This window comes from Blastococcus sp. SYSU DS0510 (assembly GCF_054050835.1).
In genome coordinates, this window is record NZ_JBJHAC010000021.1 from 55,331 (window position 1) to 73,170 (window position 17,840).

Genomic DNA, 17,840 nt, shown 5'->3' on the forward strand with positions numbered 1-17,840 from the left:
CGTCCGCCCGGGAACGGTAACCGGCGGCGACGGGCGTGCCGAGGCACGGTCGGCCGACGCGCCGGGGCGGACCGGTCCCGCTCAGCCCGCCGGAGCGGGCGCCGGCGGCACGATCCCGGCGCCGACGGCGTTGCGCGTGGTCTTGGCCCGGTAGAGCTGCTCGTCGGCCCAGGACATCAGCTCCAGGGGGTAGGCGTCGGCCCCGCCCGCCGTCGCCACGCCCAGGGAGAGGCTCAGCTCCGCGGCGTCGAAGCCGGGCGGTCGCAGCAGCCGCGCCTCCCGCCGGAGCTCCTCGGCCACCGCCGTCGCCCGCGCCCCGTCGGCCCCGGGCATGAGGACGGCCAGCTCGTCGCCGCCGAGGCGGGCGACCAGGTCCCCGCCGCGGACACGCGACGACAGCAGCCCCGACACCGCACGCAGGGCGTCGTCCCCGCCGGCGTGGCCGTACCGGTCGTTGACGTCCTTGAAGTGGTCGAGGTCGACCAGCACCACGCTCAGCACCTCCCCCCGCTGCCGGGCCCGGGCGCAGACCTCGGCGAGCTCGGCGTCCCACCGGCGGCGGTTGGCCACCCCGGTGAGGGGGTCCTCGTGGCTGAGCCGCTCGAGCTGGGCCAGCAGCACGCCGGTCCGCTGCTGCTCGCGCTCCAGCCGGACCCGCGTGTGCAGCTCGCGGCTGTCGAGGGCGTAGCGCCGCAGGTGGGCGAGGACGGCGATCAACGAGGCGGTGGCGAGGTACACGGTCACCGCCACGAGGTCGCCGGGGGAGAGCCCGTCCTCGGCCGTGGCCGACGCCAGGCCCAGGGCGGCCCAGGAGACGACGACCAGCGCGACGGTCCAGCGGGGGTGGGCGACCAGGACGCAGCCGCTGCCGTAGATGGCGAGGGTGAAGCCGAGCAGGTGGTACCGGGGGTCCTCCGAGCGCGTGACCATCCAGGCGACCTCGGCCTGCACGACGGCCAGCACCAGGAAGGTCAGGAGCTCGGGACGGCGGCGCCCCAGCGGGAGCCGCCACAGCGCGACGAGGGCGGCCAGCATCGGGATCTCGCAGAGCAGCCGGACCACCAGGAACGACGCGGCGTCGCGGCTCTCGGTGGCCAGGTCGACCAGCGACCACAGGGGCACGGTGACCAGGGCCACCCAGCCGACGAGGAGCCCGGCGGTGCGGGCCCGCTCGGTGCGCTCCTCGGCCAGCCCCGGCACGGCGTGCGCCAGCCGTCGCGTCTCGGCGACCCGGCCCCCGCGCGGCCGCGATCCCGCCTCGCCGGCGGGCGCCGGTGACGGCAGCACGTCGCTGCGGCGGAGCGCGGCCACCAGGCGCTGCGCGAAGGAGAACGACACAGTTCTGCGATCGGCAGCGCGCCGGGTTCCCTGAGCAGTTCCCGGGGTTCCCACCCGTCCGGGTGACCCGGCCGCGTCCGCCCAGGTCAGCGGCGGGGTCAGCCGCCGCGGCGCGCGGTGAACCCGGCCACGAAGTCGCGCAGGCTGCGGGTCGGGCGCAGCCAGGCGCCGTCCGGCGGCAGCGCGTCGAGGCGGACCCGGTCCAGCGGCTCGACGAAGGCGCCCGGGACGTCCTCGATGTCGATGAACTGGAGGAGGTCCGAACCGATCGCGTAGCCGGCCACCTCGCTGAAGGCGACGACGACGACCTCGGTGCCCTGCCGGACGAGCTCCTCCAGCGGGTCGGCGAAGTTGCGCCCGTCGCCCGAGAAGACCACCAGCCGCCGCAGCCGGTGGCTGTGCGCCCGGACGGCGATGTGGTCGAGCATGTCCTGGTCGATGTCGTCGTCCGGCTGGCTCTTCGGGCGGGCGAACACCGAGTAGCCGAAACCGCGCAGCGCCTCGACCCACCGCTGCAGCGAGCCGGGCTGCGGGGGGATGTTGGCGAACACGCAGGCCTCGACGTCGGGGGCATCCGTGGACGCCGGGTCGCCCGCGCCCTCGACGAACCAGGCCGCGATGGCGTCGAAGCGCGGCCGGGACGCCGCCGTCGGCCGGGCGCCGATCACCGTCGACAGGGTCATGTCGATGTTGGGGGCGTCCCAGATGAGCAGGTCCAGGGCGGACCGCGACCGGCCGTCGTCGACGGGGACGGCCGGCCGCTCGGTCGGCTCGGGCGCGGCGGCCTCGGAGATGTCCAGCACGGGGACAGTCTGCCCGGGCGGGCCGACCGTCGTCCCCGCGGGCGGCGCGGCGGGCTCGGTGGCGCGGGGCGGCCCGGCGGGCGCGGTGGCGCGGCGGCCGGGGCGGCGCAGGTTCACCCGAGCGCGGGGACGGCGCGCCCGGCCATCGCCAGGGCGCAGAGGTCCCCGCCGGCCTGCTGCACCTCGCGCACCCAGGCGGGCAGCCGCTCGGCCGGCATCGGGTGGCCCAGCAGCCAGCCCTGAGCCATGTCGCAGCCGGCCTCGCGGACCATCCGCAGGTGGTCGGGGGTCTCGATCCCCTCGGCCACCGAGCGGATGCCGAGCGTCCGGGTGAGCCCGACGATGGCCGCGAGCACCGCGCCCGTCTCACCGGCGGCCACCCGCTCAGCGGCGGCGAGCAGCGACCGGTCGATCTTCAGCGTCCCGATGGGGAGCGCGAACAGCTGCGCCAGGGACGACCAGCCGGTCCCGAAGTCGTCGATCGCGACGCGGACGCCGAAGCCGCGCAGCACCGACAGCTGGTCCTCCGCGCGGGTCGGGTCCTCGGCGACGCTTGTCTCGGTGAGCTCGAGCACGAGCTGGTCGGCCGGGAGACCGGAGTCCTGCAGGGCCAGCCGCACGTCGCGCACCAGCGTCTCGGTGGAGAAGTGCCGGGCGCTGACGTTCACCGACATCCGCAGCGAGAGCCCCGCCGCGGCCCACTCCGCCGCCTTGCGGGTGGTCTCGCGGAGCAGCCAGCGGGTGATCGGGATGATCTGCCCGGTCTCCTCGGCCACGGAGAGGAAGGTGTCCGGCGAGAGCAGCCCGCGCTCGGGGTGCTGCCAGCGCACCAGCGCCTCCACGCCGTCGATCTGGCCGGTGTCCAGGCGCACCACCGGCTGGTAGTGCACCACCAGCTGGTCGATGGCGTCCCCGCGCAGGCGGGTGGCCACCTCCAGCCGCCACCGGGCCGCCTCGCGCAGCGCCGGGGAGAACAGGTGCACGCGGTCCCGGCCCGAGCTCTTCGCGGCGAACATGGCGGCGTCGGCGTCGCTGAGCAGGTGGTGGGCGTCCCGGACCTCGGGCCGGGCCACCGCCACGCCGATGCTGGCGCTCAGCGGCACGGAGATCTCGCCGGCGGCGAAGGGGCGGCCGAACGCCGTCTGCAGCCGGAAGGCGAGGGCCGCGGCCTCGGCGGAGTCGCAGCCGTGCGCGAGGACCACGAACTGGTCGGCGCCCAGGCGCGCCACGGTGTCGCCCGGGCGGAGCTGCTCGGAGAGCCTGCCCCCGACCAGGCGCAGCAGCTCGTCGCCGACCTGGTGGCCCAGCGAGTCGTTGACGGTCTTGAAGGCATCGAGGTCGACGACGAGCAGCGCGATGCCGCCCCGGTGGTCGGCGCGCAGCGCCTCACCGGTGAGCTCGAGCAGCCGGGCGCGGTTGGGCAGGCCGGTCAGGTCGTCGTGCTGCGCCCGCCAGAGCAGGTCCTCGCGGGCCCGCACCTGCTCCGTGACGTCGTTGTGCGTGATGACGACGCGGCCCTCGCGGTCGACCCGGGTCGCCTGCAGGTGGAACCAGGAGATGCCCTGCCGCGTCCGGCACGAGTAGTCGTAGGCGAAGCTCCGCCCGTCGGAGCGGGAGGTGTCGTCCAGCAGCGCCCTCAGCCCCTCGGCGAGCCGGGCGTGCTCCGCGGGCGCCAGGCCGCGGGTCATGACCTCGAGGTAGTCCTCGCCCTCGCGGCCGGGCCAGGAGATCTCGGGCAGCAGCTCCTCGCCGTTGCGGAACCAGGCGCGGTTGGCGGACGTGATGCGGCCGTCGGGGCCGATCAGCACGGTGGGCGAGGGCAGCGCCTCGAGCACGGCCGTGAGCCCGCGGATCTGGTCGTCGCGCTCCTGGTCGGTGCGCCGGCGGACGTCGATGTCGCGGAACAGCACCGCCGCCCCGGCGGGGTCGGGGAACATCCGCACCTCGTACCAGCGGGAGCGCGGCTCGTAGAAGAAGTGGAACTCCCGCGCGCGGCCGTCGGCGAGCAGTTCGCGGTACTGCTCCTCGGCGAGCGAACCGCGCAGGGCGGGGAAGGCGTCGCGTGCGTCGCGGCCCAGCAGTTCGTCGGCCCGGTGCCCGAGCAGCCGCTCGGCCGCCTCGTTGAGGTAGGCGAAGCAACCTCGCGAGTCGAGGCGGTACACCGCGTCGGGGACACCGCTCAACGGGTCGGGCCGGCGCTCCGGGGACCGGTCGTCGCCTGGTTGCACGCTGCCCGCTCTCGTCCAGATGGGTCGTCCAGCGCGCTCACGCGGACGCCGGGGGGCACGGGCCGCTCGCGAACACGACGGGCAGCACCTGAGCCGTCCCCGAGAGTAGTAGCCCGCGACCGATTCCTCAGGGGGCGGCGACCTCGGACCGCCGGACGATCTCCCCCACGGCGGTGCCTGCGGGCAGGGTGCCCAGGACGGTGCCGGCCTCCCCGCCCAGGCGGGAGGCGCAGAAGGCGTCGGCGACCGGCGTCGGCGCGTGGCGGAGCAGCAGCGAGCCCTGCAGGCAGAGCGCGAGCGATCCGGCGATGCGGCGCGCCCGGAACGGCAGGCCGTCCCGGTCGCCCAGCTCCGCGGACAGCCGCTTCACCGCGTCGTCGAAGCGGCGGTCGGCCCCCCGGGCGAGCTCGAGCTCGGCGGTGACGGCGGCCAGCGACTCCGAGCTGCGGTCCAGCGCCCGGAGGACGTCGAGGGCGATCACGTTGCCCGAGCCCTCCCAGATGGAGTTCAGCGGCGCCTGCCGGTAGAGGCGCGGCAGGCCGGACTCCTCGACGTAGCCGTTGCCACCGAGGACCTCCATCGCCTCCGCCACGACACCGGGGGCGCGCTTGCACACCCAGAACTTCGCCGCCGCCCCCGCGAGGCGCAGGAACGCGACCTCGCCGTCGTCCACCGCCGCGGCGAGCCGGATCGCCAGCGCCGTGGCGGCCTCGCTCTCCACCGCGAGGTCGGCGAGCACGTTCTGCATGAGCGGCTGGTCGGCGAGCAGGGCGCCGAAGGCGCGCCGGTGCCGGGTGTGGTGGCCGGCCTGGGTCAGCGCCGCGCGCACGGTGGCGGCCGAGCCGAGCACGCAGTCCACCCGGGTCATGTTGACCATCTCGATGATCGCGGGGACGCCCCGCCCGGGCTCGCCGACCAGCTCCCCCGTCGTCCCGTCGAACTCGACCTCGCTGGAGGCGTTGGAGCGGTCGCCGAGCTTGTCCTTGAGACGTTGCACGTGGAACACGTTGCGGCTGCCGTCGGGGAGGACCCGGGGCACGAGGAAGCAGGAGACGCCCTCCTCGAGCTGGGCCAGGACCAGGAAGAGGTCGCTCATCGGCGCGCTGGTGAACCACTTGTGCCCGGTGAGCCGGTAGGTGCCGTCGGGCTGCGGCACGGCCCGGGTGGTGTTCGCGCGGACGTCGGACCCGCCCTGCTTCTCCGTCATGCCCATGCCGGCGACGAGCCCGCGCTTGGCGGCGGGGTCGGCGAGGCCGAACTGGTAGGCCCGCGCGGTGAGCCCGGGCTCGTAGCGGGCGGCCAGGACCGGGGCCCGGCGCAGCGCGGGGACCACCGCGTAGGTCATCGTCGTCGGGCAGCCGTGGCCCATCTCGACCTGCGTCCAGCCCAGGTAGCCGACGGCGCGGCGGACGTGCGCGTGCGGGCGCGGGTCGGCCCACGGCGCGCCGGCCAGCCCGTGCTCGAACGCCGTCCGCATCAGCTCGTGCCAGGCGGGGTGGAACTCCACCTCGTCCACCCGGTGGCCGTACCGGTCGTGGGTGCGCAGCCGCGGCGGGTTCTCGTTCGCCAGCCGGCCCCACTCCTGCGCCTGCTCGCTGCCCGCGAGCCGGCCCAGCCCGGCCAGCGACGCGAGCGTCGCCTCGTCGGCGTGCCGGCGGCAGGCGTCGGCGAGCGCGGCGTCCCCGGCGATCGGGTCGTGCCCGACCAGCGGCGGGACCTGGTTGGTGACCTCGTGGGTGGCGGGCATGACGGCACGGTAATCGAGCGGGGGGCGCCCTCCGGCCCCGTTCCGCCCGCCTGCGGGGGTTCAGGCGCGCACGAGGCGGGCCAGGGCGAGGCGGGCGGCGGGGGCGTACGCCAGGACCAGCGGAGCCGGCCCGGAGAGCCGCAGCCCGGTGGTCGTCCCGCCGCCGGGCCCCTCGGCGACCCAGTGCAGCAGCCGCACGTGCAGCGGCCCGACCGCCACCCGCCACGACCACCGACGGGCGGCCTCGTCGACCTCCTCCACGGTGAAGGGCACCGCCAGCCCGAGGGGACCGAGGACGCGGCCGGAGAGCCCGGGGGCCAGCCGGTCCGCCGGGAGCTCCACGCCGGTGATCTGCGGCGACCAGCCGGGCCAGCGGGCCGGCACGGCGTACCGCTCCCAGACCTCGGTGGGCGGGGCGGTGCCGGTCGCGTGCAGGGTCAGCGTCGTCACCGCCCGGAGGTGCCCCGGCCGGCCGCGCCGGACACCCTGCGCCGTCAGGCCGGGGGGCCGCCCAGCAGCAGCGACCGCAGGAGGTGCATCGCCATCGTCACGGAGCGCTGCCGCACGGCCGTCCGGCTGCCCGGGACCGCGAGCGAGCACTCCTCGACCCGGTCGGGCCCGACGACGCACAGGTGGACGGTCCCCACGGGCTTGGCGTCGGTCCCGCCGCCGGGGCCGGCGATGCCGGTGATCCCGACGCCGATGTCGGCCCCGAACCGGGCGCGGACCCCGTCGGCCAGCGCGCGGGCGACCTGCGGACTGACCGCGCCGTGCTCGGCGAGCAGCGCGCCGGGCACCCCGAGCAGGGCCTCCTTGGCGCCGTCGGCGTAGGCGGTCACCCCGCCCAGCACGGCGGCGGAGGAGCCGGGCCGCTCGGTGAGCCGGGCGACGAGGAGCCCACCGGTGCACGACTCCCCCGCGGCGATGGTCAGCCCCCGCTCGGCGAGCGCGCCCGCGACCAGCTCGTCGAGGGTCGGGCCGGTGGAGAAGAGCGTGCCGGCGTACCGCTCGGCCAGCAGCGCGGCCAGCCGGTCGTAGGCGGGCTGGGCCGCGGCCGGGAACCGGGTGACGATCTCGAGCTCGCCCTCGCGGAGGCAGGTGGTGATCTCCAGGCCGCCGAGCTCCGGCTCGGCCTCGCGCAGGGTGGCGGCCAACTGGGCCTCCAGCGTGCCCCAGAGCCGCAGCGTCTCCTGCCGCAGCTCCGCAGCGCCCGCCAGCGCGGCGCGGGTCGGAGCCGCCGCGGTGGCCGCGGACCACATGCCGCGCAGCTCCCCCGGGGGCCCGGGGAGCACGAGCACCGGTGGCCCGGTCCGGCCCGCCGCCGGGGGGACGACGAGGCCGGGCGCGGTGCCGACCGGCTCGAGCACGGTGGCCCCCTCGGGCACCAGCGCCTGCTTGCGCACCCCCGCCGCGGTGGACGCCGGATCGGCGCGCCAGCCCCGGCGGGCCATGAGCCGCTCGACCATCCGGCCGATCCGCTCCTCCAGCGCCGGGTCGAGAGCGAGCGCCCGGCCCTGGAACTCGCCCACCACCTGCGCGGTCAGGTCGTCGGCGGTGGGTCCCAGACCGCCGGTGGTGATCAGCAGGTCGGCGCCGGTACCGGTCAGGAAGGAGAGCGCGGCCACGAGGTCCTCGGGCCGGTCGCCGACGACGACCACGTGCCCGACGTCGACACCCAGCCGGCGCAGCTGCTCGGCGAGCCACGGGCCGTTCCGGTCGGCCACCCGGCCGGTGAGGACCTCGGTCCCGGTGACGACGATTCCGGCGCGCGTGACCACGGCCCGACCTTAGGGGCGCGCGCCCGGTCCGGCAGGCGGGGGCGTCCCCTCCTCCGGGTGGCGCACGGACCACCGGGCCCGGCGCGGCTAGCGTGCTGGCTGCACCGCCGGCGACCGGTGGTCCGCCGGAGCACGCCTGGAGGCACCCGTGAGCACGTCGTCAGAACAGCAGACCCCCACCGCCCAGCCGACGACCCAGGAGCTCCCGGTGGCCGCGCCGGCCTCCGGCACGCCGACGACGGTGCAGCAGCTACCCCCGCCCTCGGCGCCCGTCCGGCCCCCGGCGCCGCAGCCCGTCCCGTCCACGGATGCCGGCCCCGCGGCCCCCGTCGGCGCGGCCCAGCCGACCGGTCCGGTCGACTTCATCCCCGGCCTGCCCGGTGCGGGCACCTCGACCCCTCCGCCGGACGCCGCCCCCGCGGAGCAGCCGCGCGCGCCCCGCGACCGGACCGCCCTGGCCGGCGTCGGCCTGGTGGCGCTCTCCGTGGTCCTCCTCGAGCTCGGCCTGACCCTGCGCTTCGGCACGGAGTCCGCGTGGTCGGCCATCCCGCTCTGGTCGGCGTTCGCCACCGTCTGCGCCCTGCTGGGCCTGGCCGCGTTCGCCGGCGCCGTCCCGGCCGCCCGGCGGCTCGGCGCCCGGACGGTCTGGCGGATCGCCGCCGGCGGCCTCACCGGCCTGGCCGTCTTCTGGGTGCTGGTCGTGCTGCCCGGTGCCGGGACCGACCGTGGCTTCCTGCTCACCGCCGCGCTCGGCGCCCTCGGCGGGGCGCTCTGGCTGGGCGCGGGCGGGACGGACCGGGCGGACGCGGCAGCGCCCCGCGGCTGACCCGCTAGCCGCGGCCCCGGCCGTTGCCCCCGCCGTTCCCGTTGCCGCCGGCGTTGCCGCTCCCGTTCCCACCCCCGTTGCCGTTCCCGGACCGGTCGTCACCCTGCCCGTCCGCGCCCTGCCCGTCCTCGCCCTCGCCGTCGTCGCCCTCGCCGTCGTCGTCACCGCCGCCGTCCCCCACCGGCACCGGGACGGGGACCACCGGCGCCTCGGGTGCGGGCGCCACGGGCGCCGGGGCGGGCTCCGGCTGCGGTGGTGCGATCGCGTAGGTGACCGTGACGACCGCGCCTCGGGCGACCGCGCCCACCGGCGAGAGCTCCAGCACGTGGTCGGCGGGGACTGCGGCGCTCTCCCGGCCGACCAGCTCGACGCCCAGGCCGGCGTCGGCCAGCTCGCCCTCCACCTCGGCCACCGGGCGGCCGACGAAGTCGGAGGCCGCGAGGGTCACCGGCTCGGGGGCCTCGCTGGTGCCGGTCCCGGGGTCGGCGGGGGCGTCCGCCCACACCTGCAGGGCGGCGATGCCGAGCCCGACCCCGACCACGAGGGCGGCCAGGGGCGCGAGGAGGCGCCGCCGGAGCGACCGCGGCGCCGGGACCGCGACGGCGAGCGGATGGGTCGCCGCCGGCCGGGGCACCGGCACCAGCGGCCGGCCGGCGCGGACGTCGTCGACGGCATCCCGGAAGGCGGCACCGTCGGCGAAGCGCTCGCCCGGGTCCTTGAGCAGCGCCCGGTCGACGAGCGTGCGCACCTGCTCCGGGACGTCGGCCGGCAGCGGCGGCGGCTCCTCGCGGAGCTGGCGCAGCGCGATGTGCACCGAGTTGTCGCCGTCGAAGGCACGATGGCCGGCGAGGCACTCGTACCCGATCATGCCGAGGGCGTAGACGTCGCTGGCCGGGCCGGCCTTGCTGCCACCGGCCTGCTCCGGGGAGAGGTAGTGCGCGGTGCCCACGACCTGGCCGGTCTGGGTGAGCGGCGCGCTCGCGGCCGACCAGGCGATGCCGAAGTCGGTGATCTTCACGGTGCCGTCGTGGCCGACCAGCACGTTGCCCGGCTTCACGTCCCGGTGCACCAGGCCCGCGGCGTGCGCCGCGGCCAGGCCGGCCGCGGTCTGGTGCAGCACGTCCAGGGTGCGGTCGACACCGAGCCGGCCCTCCCGCTGCAGCACCTGGGCCAGCGACTCCCCCTCGACGAGCTCCATGACGAGGTAGGCGAGGGCCTCGCCGTCGCCGTCGGTGGTCTCGCCGTAGTCGAACAGGGCGGCGATGTTGCGGTGGGTGAGCAGGGCGCTGTGCCGGGCCTCGGCGCGGAAGCGGGCCAGGAAGGTCGGGTCGCCGGCGTACTCGCTGCGCAGGACCTTCACGGCAACGGACCGCCCGAGGACGACGTCCCGGGACCGCCAGACCTGCCCCATGCCGCCGGTCGCGAGCAGCGAGAGCAGTTCGTAGCGACCGCTCAGCAGGCGCGACGACGGCGGCCGGTGCCGCGAGTTCACGGCAGGGTCGTGCCGCTGGACGACGTCGTCGTGGTGGGCGTGGTGCTGGCGGTGGTCCGGCCGGGCTCCGTCGTCGTCGGGGTCGGCGACGTGGTCGGGGTCGGCGACGGGTCGGTGGTCGGGGTCGGGGTCGGGCTCCCCGGGAGGCTGGCCGTCGTGCTGGCCGGCGCGCTGCTGCTGCTGCCACCGGTGCCGGTGCCGGTGCCGGTGCCGGTGCCCGCGGTCGTCGTCGCGGGGGCCGGGGCCTCGGTCGTCGGCGCGCTGGAGGGGACTTCCTGGTCGACGGCGGCACCGGTCACCGCCGGCGCACGGCGCTGCTCCGACGTCTCCGGGGCGGTGGCGTAGCGGAGGACCACCTGGTCACCGGCGCGCAGCGGGCGCCCGGCGGGCTCGACCCCGGTGACCCGGTCGGGGACGACGTCGTCGCGCACCTCCGCCCGGACGGTGACGGTCAGACCAAGGTCGGCCAGCCGGTCGGCCACCTCTCCCACCGGCCGGCCGAGGTAGTCCTCCGCCGTCAGCACGATGCTGCCGTCGATGCGCTCTGTGGCCGCGGCGGCGCTGTTCGGCGGCGCCCCCTGGGTCAGCGTCTGCAGCAGGGTCGCGGTGATCCCCGCGCCGGCCAGCAGCCCGATGAGGGGCAGCAGGACCACCGCGAGCCGGCCACGCCGCCGGGCGACCGGGGGGCGGGCGCCCCGGGACCCGGGGCGCTCCCCGGTGGGCGGTCCGCCCGCGGGACGCCCCGGTGCGGCGCGGCGCCGCCGCGGGACGGCGTCGACGGCGACCGTGCCCGGATCGAGCCGGCGACCGGCCTGCACGTCGGCGACGGCGGCGGCGAAGCTGGCGCCGTCGGGGTAGCGCGCGGCGGGGTCCTTGAGCAGCGCGCGGCCGATCAGCGTCCGGACGCCGGGAGGCAGCTCGCCCGGCAGCGGGTCGGGGTCCTCCTGCACCTGCTTGAGCGCGATGGTGACGGCGTTGTCGCCCTCGAAGGCCGGGTGCCCGGTGAGGCACTCGTAGCCGATGAGCCCGAGCGCGTAGACGTCGCTGGCGGGGGTGGCGTGCCGCCCCTCGGCCTGCTCGGGGGAGAGGTACTGCGGCGTGCCGATGACCTGGCCGGTGCGGGTGAGCGCGACGCTGCGCGCCGACCAGGCGATCCCGAAGTCGGTGATCTTCACGGCGCCGTCGGGGCGCACGAGGATGTTGCCCGGCTTGACGTCGCGGTGCACCAGCCCGCTCCGGTGGGCCTCGGCCAGCGCGGCGGCGGTCTGCCCCAGCAGGGAGAGCGTCGTCTCCGGGCCCAGTCGGCCCTCCCGGCGGAGCAGCGCCGAGAGCGGCTCCCCCTCCACCAGCTCCATCACCAGGTAGGCGAGGGTCTCCCCCGACCCGTCCCGGGCGGTCTCCTCGCCGTAGTCGTAGACGGCGGCGATGCCGGGGTGGTTGAGGGCGGCGGCGTGCTGGGCCTCGGCGCGGAAGCGGGCGACGAACGTCGGGTCGCCGGTGTATTCACTGCGCAGGACCTTGACGGCGACCGGGCGGTGCAGGGCCTCGTCGAGCCCGCGCCAGACCTGCCCCATGCCGCCGGCGGCGATCAGCTGCTGCAGTTCGTAGCGGTCTCCCAGGCGCCTGCGTCCTGGTTCCACCACGGGGGTCACTCCTCGTCCGTCCGGCCCAGCGCACGGGCCGTGGCGCCGCGCGACCGGGTCATCGTCCACTACCACCGAGGATGCCCCCTCCTGCCCCAGGTGCCCCACCCGCCACACCGGCGTGCCGGTTGCAGTTCGTGCACGGAGGGCTACCCGGCCTGTTGCCCGGGCACGCCGGCGGGCGACTCCGCCGTCCTCGTCCTCGTGGTGCGCAGCCCGCGTCGCCGCGCACCACGAGGACGGCGGCTGCGCGGCGAGGCCGGCCCCGCACGCGGGCGGGACCCCGCCTGGCAAGGTGACCGCCGACAGGGCCGCGCCGTGCGGCCGACCGCGACCGGAAGGCGGGGCGCCGATGCCCGACACCGTGACCCGGGAGGACGCCGGCGGCGTCGCGACCCTCACCCTGCTGCGCCCTGGGCTGACCCACGCCTCGCGCGGCGAGCTGCTGGCCGCGGTGAACGACATCGCGGCGGACGACTCGGTGCGCGCAGTGGTGCTCACCGGGACCGGCCGCGCCTTCTGCGTCGGGCAGGACCTGGGCGAGCACCTGGCGGAGATGCAGGGGGGCGCCGAGGCCCCGCTGTCCGTGGTGGAGCGCGAGTACAACCCGCTGGTGCTGGCGCTGGCCGGGCTGCGGGTGCCGGTGGTCGTCGGGATCAACGGCGCCTGCGCGGGGGCGGGCCTGGGCCTGGCCCTCGCCGGTGACCTTCGGGTGGCCGCGGCCGGGGCGAAGTTCACCACCGCGTTCACCGGCATCGGCCTGTCGAGCGACTCGGCGCTGGCGGCCCGGCTCGTGCACTGCGTGGGCGGCTCGCGCGCCACCGAGCTGCTGCTGCTGCCCGAGCCCTTCCTGGCCGAGACGGCCGCGGAGTGGGGGCTGCTGCACCGCGTCGTGGCGCCGGAGCAGGTGCTGCCCGAGGCACAGGAGCTGGCGGCCCGGCTGGCCGCGGGCCCGACCGCCGCCTACCGGGCCGTGAAGACGGTCCTCGCGACCGCCGCGACCGACTCGCTGGAGGAGACGCTGGCCCTGGAGGGGCGGCTGCAGGCCGAGGTGGGGCAGTCCGCCGACCACCGCGAGGCCGTCGAGGCCTTCATGGAGAAGCGCGCGCCGCGGTTCACCGGCCGCTGAGGCGGCCGGGTCGCAGGACGGGTGCACCTGCCGCCGGGCGGGCGGGCGGGGCCGGCGGCAGGGCGTTCAGGGGGTCGCCGTCGCCGGGCGACGCCGTCACCGGGCGAGCGCGACGCAGGCCTGGCAGACGTCCGAGGCCTGCACCGGCCACGGCTGCTCGGGGGTGACCCGGGCCAGGGAGCCGCAGACGGTGAGCTCGCAGGCGCTGTCGACCTCGGCCGGCGGCCGGTGCAGCTCCACGGCGTGCCACAGCGCGGCGGTGGGGCCGTGCGCGCGGCTGCGGGCGGCGGCGAACGCGGTCCTCTGCAGCATCATGCGGAGAAGGTCGGCAGCCCGGCGGCCGCGGGTGACGGAGAGGGTGGACCGGCTGACCCGGAAGGGTGAGCCGCGCGGCCCGGGTGCAGGATCGCGGCATGGAGCTCACCAAGCACGGGCACGCCTGCGTGGTCCTCTCCGACGGCGACCGCCGGCTGGTGGTCGACCCGGGCGCCTTCACCGACCCGGTGGCGCTCGACGGCGCGACGGCGGTGCTGGTCACACACGAGCACACCGACCACTTCGTCGCCGACCGCCTGCGGGCGGCCCTGGAGGCCGACCCGTCGCTCGAGGTGTGGAGCAACCGCTCCGTGGCGGCGGCGCTCGAGGGCGCCGGGAGCCGGGTGCACGTGGTGGGCGCCGGCGACGCGGTGACGATCGCCGGCTTCGAGGTGCAGGTGCACGGCGAGCTGCACGCCGAGATCCACCCGGAGCTGCCCCGGGTGGCCAACATCGGCTTCCTCGTCGACGAGCAGGTCTTCCACCCCGGCGACGCCTTCACGGTGCCCGGGACGCCGGTCCCGACGCTGCTCCTGCCGCTGCACGCTCCCTGGTCCCGGACGGCGGAGGTCATCGACTACGTGCGCGAGGTGCGGGCCGACCAGGTGTTCGCGGTGCACGACGGGCTGCTCAACGAGACCGGGATCGGCGTCCTGAGCGGGCTGCTGGGGGAGCGGGGGCCGGGGACCCCGACCCCCTTCGGCCGGCTGGCGCCCGGGGAGTCCGTCGAGCTCTGAGCCCGACGGACCCCCCGGGACGGGGTCAGCGGCGGACGGAGCGGCTGTTGCGACCCGTGATCGTCGAGGCGGCCACGACCAGCACCGCCGCGACGAGGATGGAGATGATCCACCGGATCCAGTCGATGCCGCGCGTGTCGTCGACCCCCAGGGCACCGGCCAGGTAGTAGCCGATGAGCACACCACCGATGCCGCACAGCAGCGTCAGCCAGAGGGGTGTGTTGTCACGCGTGCCCGGGGCGACGAACTTCCCCAGCAGGCCGATGATGAGACCCGCGATGATCAACCCGATGATCTCCATAGCCAACTCCTCAGTGATCCGCCCGGCGTGCGCGGTCCCGGCGGGGTGCCGGGTGTGCCGCCGGAGCACGAGGCGTTCCGTACCCGCGCTCTTTACGGTGATGCGTCATTCCCTCGATCGAGGTGGTGATCACGGCCTCTCGGAGGTATGCGCCGCCGCCACGTGCGCGGGGACCTTGGCCAGCTCGGCGTCGACGGTCCGCTGCACGAGCCGGCGCACGGCCCTCCGGGTCAGCCGGCGGACGACCCGGCTGCCACCGGTGGGCTCGTGGCCGATCGTGATCGAGATGCGCGTGCCGCCGTCGGCGGTGTCGGCCAGCTCGATCTCCGTCGTCCACGTCTCGGGGGTGAGTTCCAGGCGGGTGGCCACCCGCGAGAGCGGCTCCCAGGTGAGGATCTCGCCGCGCGGCGAGCCGGCGCGGGGCGCGGCGCCGTCCAGCCGGCCCGGGGCGCAGACGAAGGTCGTGCCGACGCCGGGAGCCGCACCGGGGCGGTCCAGCAGGTAGGAGACGTCGCAGACGGCGCAGTAGGGCTCGAGCACCGCAAGCGCACGCCACACCTCCGCACGGGGCTGCGGCACCTCCCGGGTACCGGTCGCCGTCGTCCGCACGTCAGCGCCCGCCCACGGAGACCTCGAACTCGACCTGGCTCACGTCGGGCCGCAGCCGCGAGAAGCTGTGCACCTGCGGCCGGCCGTCGCTGTCGCGCACCGTGGTGCGCACGACGAGCAACGGCGAACCGGCGACCACGCCCAGCGCCTCGGCCTCGTCGGGCGCCGCGGTGCCGACGTCGACGACGATGCGGGCGTGCGCGAGGTCCGCCGAGTACTCCCGGCGCAGGTAGTCGTAGAGGGATCCCTCGCTGAAGTCGGCGTCGAGCGCCCCCGGGTAGGCGTCGGCCGGCAGGAAGCTGTGCGCGACGTGGTTCGGCGTGCCGTCGACGCTGCGCAGTCGCACGAGCTCCACCACGTCGGTCGCGGGCTCCAGCTTCAGCTCGGTGGCCACCGTCGGCGGCACGGGCACCACGCGCTGGGTCAGCACCGTGGTGCCGACCTGGGCCCCCTGCTCGGTCATCACCGAGTTGAAGCCCGCGATGCGGTGCACGAAGCTCTCGCGGTACTCGTGCCGGATGGCCGGGCGGGTCACGTAGGTGCCCCGCCCCTGCTCCCGGACGAGGTGCCCGTCGGCGACCAGCCCGTCCACGGCCCGGCGCAGCGTGATGCGGCTGACCCCGTACTCGGCGCAGAGGACCGGTTCCGGTGGCAGCAGCGTCTGCTCGGGCAGGGCGGCGACCCGGCGGCGAAGGTGCTCGCGGACCGACAGGTACTTCGGTCCGGCTACAGGGCTCACCACGGGGTCGAAGGTACTGCCCGAGGAGACGTCTGGTCGTCATGTCGTATGAGACGTCACTCCTGCACGTCGTGGGGTGTGCCACATCGTGGGCCGGGCGGCATCCCGTACGGTGGTGGCAGCCATGCCGCCGACGAACGATGATCTGCGCGTGACGGGCTCACCGGACTGGCGTCGGCGCAGGTGGGAGGCCACCCACGAGCGCATCCTCGAGGCCGCGCTCGCGCTGTTCGACGCCGAGGGGTACGACCAGGTGCCGATCGGGCGCATCGCGGCCGCCGCGGGGGTGTCGGTACCGACCTTCTACGCGCACTACCCGAGCAAGGACCACCTGGTCATGCGGCTGCTGGCGCCCGAGGAGGTGGCCGAGCTGATCGCCCGCCAGCCCGCCGAGCTGTCGCTGGGCCCGCGCATCCGCTCGGCGGCGATGGACCTGGTGAGCGGCGTGGGCGCCGAGGAGCGCTCCCGGCTGTACGCCCGTTGGCGGGTCGTCGCCGGAAACCCCACCCTGCGGCACCGATCGGGCGAGTTCGAGCGGAAGACGGCGATCATGGTCGCCGAGGCCAGTGCCCGGGACGGGAAGATCCGGCCGGCCGACGTCGTGGTCGCCGGCGCCCACCTGGCCGCATTCACCACCGGCCTGCTGCTCTGGGCCGACAGCGGCGGCGACCGCGAGCTCGAGGACTGCCTCGTCGAGGCGTTCGACGCCCTCGCCGAGACCTGAGCCCCGGTCAGCGGGCAGGGGCGCGGAGCTCCACCACGGTGACCTCCGGGCGGGCCCCGACGCGCATCGGCGGCCCCCAGTACCCGGCCCCCGAGGTCACGTACAGCTGGGTGTCGCCGTGCCGCGACCAGCCCTCCACCGCGGGCTGGTCCAGCCGCACGGCGTAGTCGAAGGGCCAGAGCTGCCCGCCGTGCGTGTGCCCCGAGAGCTGCAGGTCCACCCCGGCCGCCGCGGCCTGCTGGACCTGCACCGGCTGGTGGGCCAGCAGGACCACGGGGGTGCTCTCGTCCCGCCCGTCCAGCGCCGCGTCCAGATCCGCGCCGTGGCCGGGCAGCCCCGAGGCCGCCGCCGTCCGGTCGTCGATCCCGGCCAGGTCGAAGGACGCGCCGCCGCGGCGGATCGCCACCCGTTCGTTGCGCAGCACGTCCACGCCGAGGGTCGGCAGGTGCCGCATCCACGCCTGGGTGTCGACGAAGTACTCGTGGTTGCCGGTGACGAAGTAGACGCCCTGCTCGCTCACGAGGTCCGCCAGCGGGGCGACGTCCTCGCGCAGCTCGTCGACCCCGCCGTCGACCAGGTCACCCACGATGGCGACCACGTCGGGGCGCTGCTGGTTGACCAGCTCCACCACCCGCTCGAAGCGCCGGCCGCCGTAGGTGGCCGACAGGTGGCCGTCGGAGAAGCTGACGATCCGCAGCCCGTCCAGCGCCGGGTCCAGCCCGCGCAGGGTCACCGGGACGCGCCGCACGACGGGCGCCGAGTTGGCGACGTACGCGCCCGTCCCCGCGGTGCCGAGCGCCACCGCGCCGGCGGTCACCGCCAGCCCACGGGCCAGGAAGCGCCGCCGGTCGATCGCCGGGGCCTCGCGGTCCGCGAGGACGACACCGCGGAGCACATCGCCGTCCTCCCGGACGGCACCGCTGAGCACATCGCCGTCCTCCCGGACGGCACCGCGGCCAGGTGCCGTCCCCCCGTCGGGCGGAGCCGCTGCGTCGTCCCCGCCCGGACCCCTCCGGGGCCCGCTCGGGACGACCTCGCTCTCCGTTCGCCGGATCCAGAGGGTGCCCAGCAGGCGCACCGGCTCCAGCACCACCAGCGCGAGGACGGCGTAGAGGGCGATACCGAGCCAGACGAACCCGACCCAGCTCAGCGGCGCGGCCGCGTCGATCGGGAGCACCCCGCGGGAGAGCACCGCCGCCACCGGCAGCACCGCCAGGACCACGGTGAGCAAGGTCAGCCGGCGGCGCAGCCGGCCGGGCGCGGTGGTGCTGCGGACCAGCCGGAACCACAGGTAGGTGTGCAGGAGCCCCACGGCCAGCAGGACGACGGTCCCGAAGCCCAGCAGGCCGATGAGCGACAGGACGACCTCCGGCGGATCGGGCGGCACGGCGGGACCGGGGGCGGTGCGCCGCTGCAGAGGATGGACGACGG

At 76.4% G+C, this 17,840-nt stretch carries 17 protein-coding genes; 4 read left to right on the forward strand and 13 right to left on the reverse strand.

Annotation, left to right across the window (positions count from 1 at the left end; translation table 11 throughout):
• Window positions 1-81 precede the first annotated feature (81 nt).
• The 6 genes from ACI79P_RS16560 to ACI79P_RS16585 form a co-directional block, all read right to left on the reverse strand.
• On the reverse strand, window positions 82-1,338 hold the full coding sequence (locus ACI79P_RS16560) for a diguanylate cyclase (protein WP_456582151.1): 1,257 nt from the start codon (window positions 1,336-1,338) through the stop codon (window positions 82-84).
• Window positions 1,339-1,436: 98 nt separating this feature from the next.
• Window positions 1,437-2,141: an NYN domain-containing protein gene (locus tag ACI79P_RS16565; protein WP_456582152.1), complete on the reverse strand. Its 705-nt coding sequence runs from the start codon at window positions 2,139-2,141 to the stop codon at window positions 1,437-1,439.
• Window positions 2,142-2,254: 113 nt separating this feature from the next.
• Window positions 2,255-4,369: a putative bifunctional diguanylate cyclase/phosphodiesterase gene (locus ACI79P_RS16570; protein ID WP_456582153.1), complete on the reverse strand. Its 2,115-nt coding sequence runs from the start codon at window positions 4,367-4,369 to the stop codon at window positions 2,255-2,257.
• Window positions 4,370-4,496: 127 nt separating this feature from the next.
• Window positions 4,497-6,116 carry an acyl-CoA dehydrogenase family protein gene (locus ACI79P_RS16575; protein ID WP_456582154.1) on the reverse strand — a complete coding sequence of 540 codons (1,620 nt, stop codon included), beginning with the start codon at window positions 6,114-6,116 and terminating at the stop codon, window positions 4,497-4,499.
• A 60-nt stretch (window positions 6,117-6,176) separates the two neighbouring features.
• Complete coding sequence (locus tag ACI79P_RS16580; protein ID WP_456582155.1) at window positions 6,177-6,566, reverse strand: SRPBCC family protein; 390 nt, start codon at window positions 6,564-6,566, stop codon at window positions 6,177-6,179.
• Between the two features lie 44 nt (window positions 6,567-6,610).
• Window positions 6,611-7,894, reverse strand: a complete 1,284-nt coding sequence (locus ACI79P_RS16585) for a competence/damage-inducible protein A (RefSeq protein ID WP_456582156.1) — start codon at window positions 7,892-7,894, stop codon at window positions 6,611-6,613.
• A gap of 148 nt (window positions 7,895-8,042) precedes the next feature.
• Here ACI79P_RS16585 and ACI79P_RS16590 point away from each other — a divergent pair, with 148 nt between their 5' ends.
• Complete coding sequence (locus tag ACI79P_RS16590) at window positions 8,043-8,720, forward strand: hypothetical protein (protein ID WP_456582157.1); 678 nt, start codon at window positions 8,043-8,045, stop codon at window positions 8,718-8,720.
• A 4-nt stretch (window positions 8,721-8,724) separates the two neighbouring features.
• Here ACI79P_RS16590 and ACI79P_RS16595 read toward each other — a convergent pair whose 3' ends face one another.
• On the reverse strand, window positions 8,725-10,212 hold the full coding sequence (locus ACI79P_RS16595) for a protein kinase domain-containing protein (protein ID WP_456582158.1): 1,488 nt from the start codon (window positions 10,210-10,212) through the stop codon (window positions 8,725-8,727).
• On the reverse strand, window positions 10,209-11,855 hold the full coding sequence (locus ACI79P_RS16600; RefSeq protein ID WP_456582159.1) for a protein kinase domain-containing protein: 1,647 nt from the start codon (window positions 11,853-11,855) through the stop codon (window positions 10,209-10,211). Before ACI79P_RS16600 ends, ACI79P_RS16595 begins: the two co-directional genes overlap by 4 nt.
• A gap of 352 nt (window positions 11,856-12,207) precedes the next feature.
• On the opposite strand from ACI79P_RS16600, the gene ACI79P_RS16605 reads away from it, so the two are divergent.
• Window positions 12,208-12,984: an enoyl-CoA hydratase-related protein gene (locus ACI79P_RS16605; protein ID WP_456582160.1), complete on the forward strand. Its 777-nt coding sequence runs from the start codon at window positions 12,208-12,210 to the stop codon at window positions 12,982-12,984.
• Between the two features lie 96 nt (window positions 12,985-13,080).
• Here the strand turns inward: ACI79P_RS16605 and ACI79P_RS16610 are convergent, their stop codons facing one another.
• Complete coding sequence (locus tag ACI79P_RS16610; RefSeq protein ID WP_456582161.1) at window positions 13,081-13,299, reverse strand: hypothetical protein; 219 nt, start codon at window positions 13,297-13,299, stop codon at window positions 13,081-13,083.
• A gap of 98 nt (window positions 13,300-13,397) precedes the next feature.
• Between ACI79P_RS16610 and ACI79P_RS16615 the strand changes: the two genes are divergently transcribed.
• On the forward strand, window positions 13,398-14,036 hold the full coding sequence (locus ACI79P_RS16615) for an MBL fold metallo-hydrolase (protein ID WP_456582162.1): 639 nt from the start codon (window positions 13,398-13,400) through the stop codon (window positions 14,034-14,036).
• A gap of 25 nt (window positions 14,037-14,061) precedes the next feature.
• On the opposite strand, the gene ACI79P_RS16620 is transcribed toward ACI79P_RS16615, so the two are convergent.
• The 3 genes from ACI79P_RS16620 to ACI79P_RS16630 form a co-directional block, all read right to left on the reverse strand.
• The gene (locus tag ACI79P_RS16620; RefSeq protein ID WP_456582163.1) at window positions 14,062-14,337 is read right to left on the reverse strand and encodes a GlsB/YeaQ/YmgE family stress response membrane protein; all 276 of its coding nucleotides are present in this window, start codon (window positions 14,335-14,337) and stop codon (window positions 14,062-14,064) included.
• A 129-nt stretch (window positions 14,338-14,466) separates the two neighbouring features.
• Window positions 14,467-14,895: an SRPBCC family protein gene (locus ACI79P_RS16625; RefSeq protein ID WP_456582164.1), complete on the reverse strand. Its 429-nt coding sequence runs from the start codon at window positions 14,893-14,895 to the stop codon at window positions 14,467-14,469.
• Window positions 14,896-14,947: 52 nt separating this feature from the next.
• On the reverse strand, window positions 14,948-15,688 hold the full coding sequence (locus ACI79P_RS16630; RefSeq protein ID WP_456582165.1) for a GntR family transcriptional regulator: 741 nt from the start codon (window positions 15,686-15,688) through the stop codon (window positions 14,948-14,950).
• A gap of 148 nt (window positions 15,689-15,836) precedes the next feature.
• Here ACI79P_RS16630 and ACI79P_RS16635 point away from each other — a divergent pair, with 148 nt between their 5' ends.
• Window positions 15,837-16,409, forward strand: coding sequence for a TetR/AcrR family transcriptional regulator (locus tag ACI79P_RS16635; RefSeq protein ID WP_456582166.1), 573 nt, complete (start codon window positions 15,837-15,839; stop codon window positions 16,407-16,409).
• A gap of 7 nt (window positions 16,410-16,416) precedes the next feature.
• On the opposite strand, the gene ACI79P_RS16640 is transcribed toward ACI79P_RS16635, so the two are convergent.
• The gene (locus ACI79P_RS16640) at window positions 16,417-17,796 is read right to left on the reverse strand and encodes a metallophosphoesterase (RefSeq protein WP_456582167.1); all 1,380 of its coding nucleotides are present in this window, start codon (window positions 17,794-17,796) and stop codon (window positions 16,417-16,419) included.
• Window positions 17,797-17,840 lie beyond the last annotated feature (44 nt).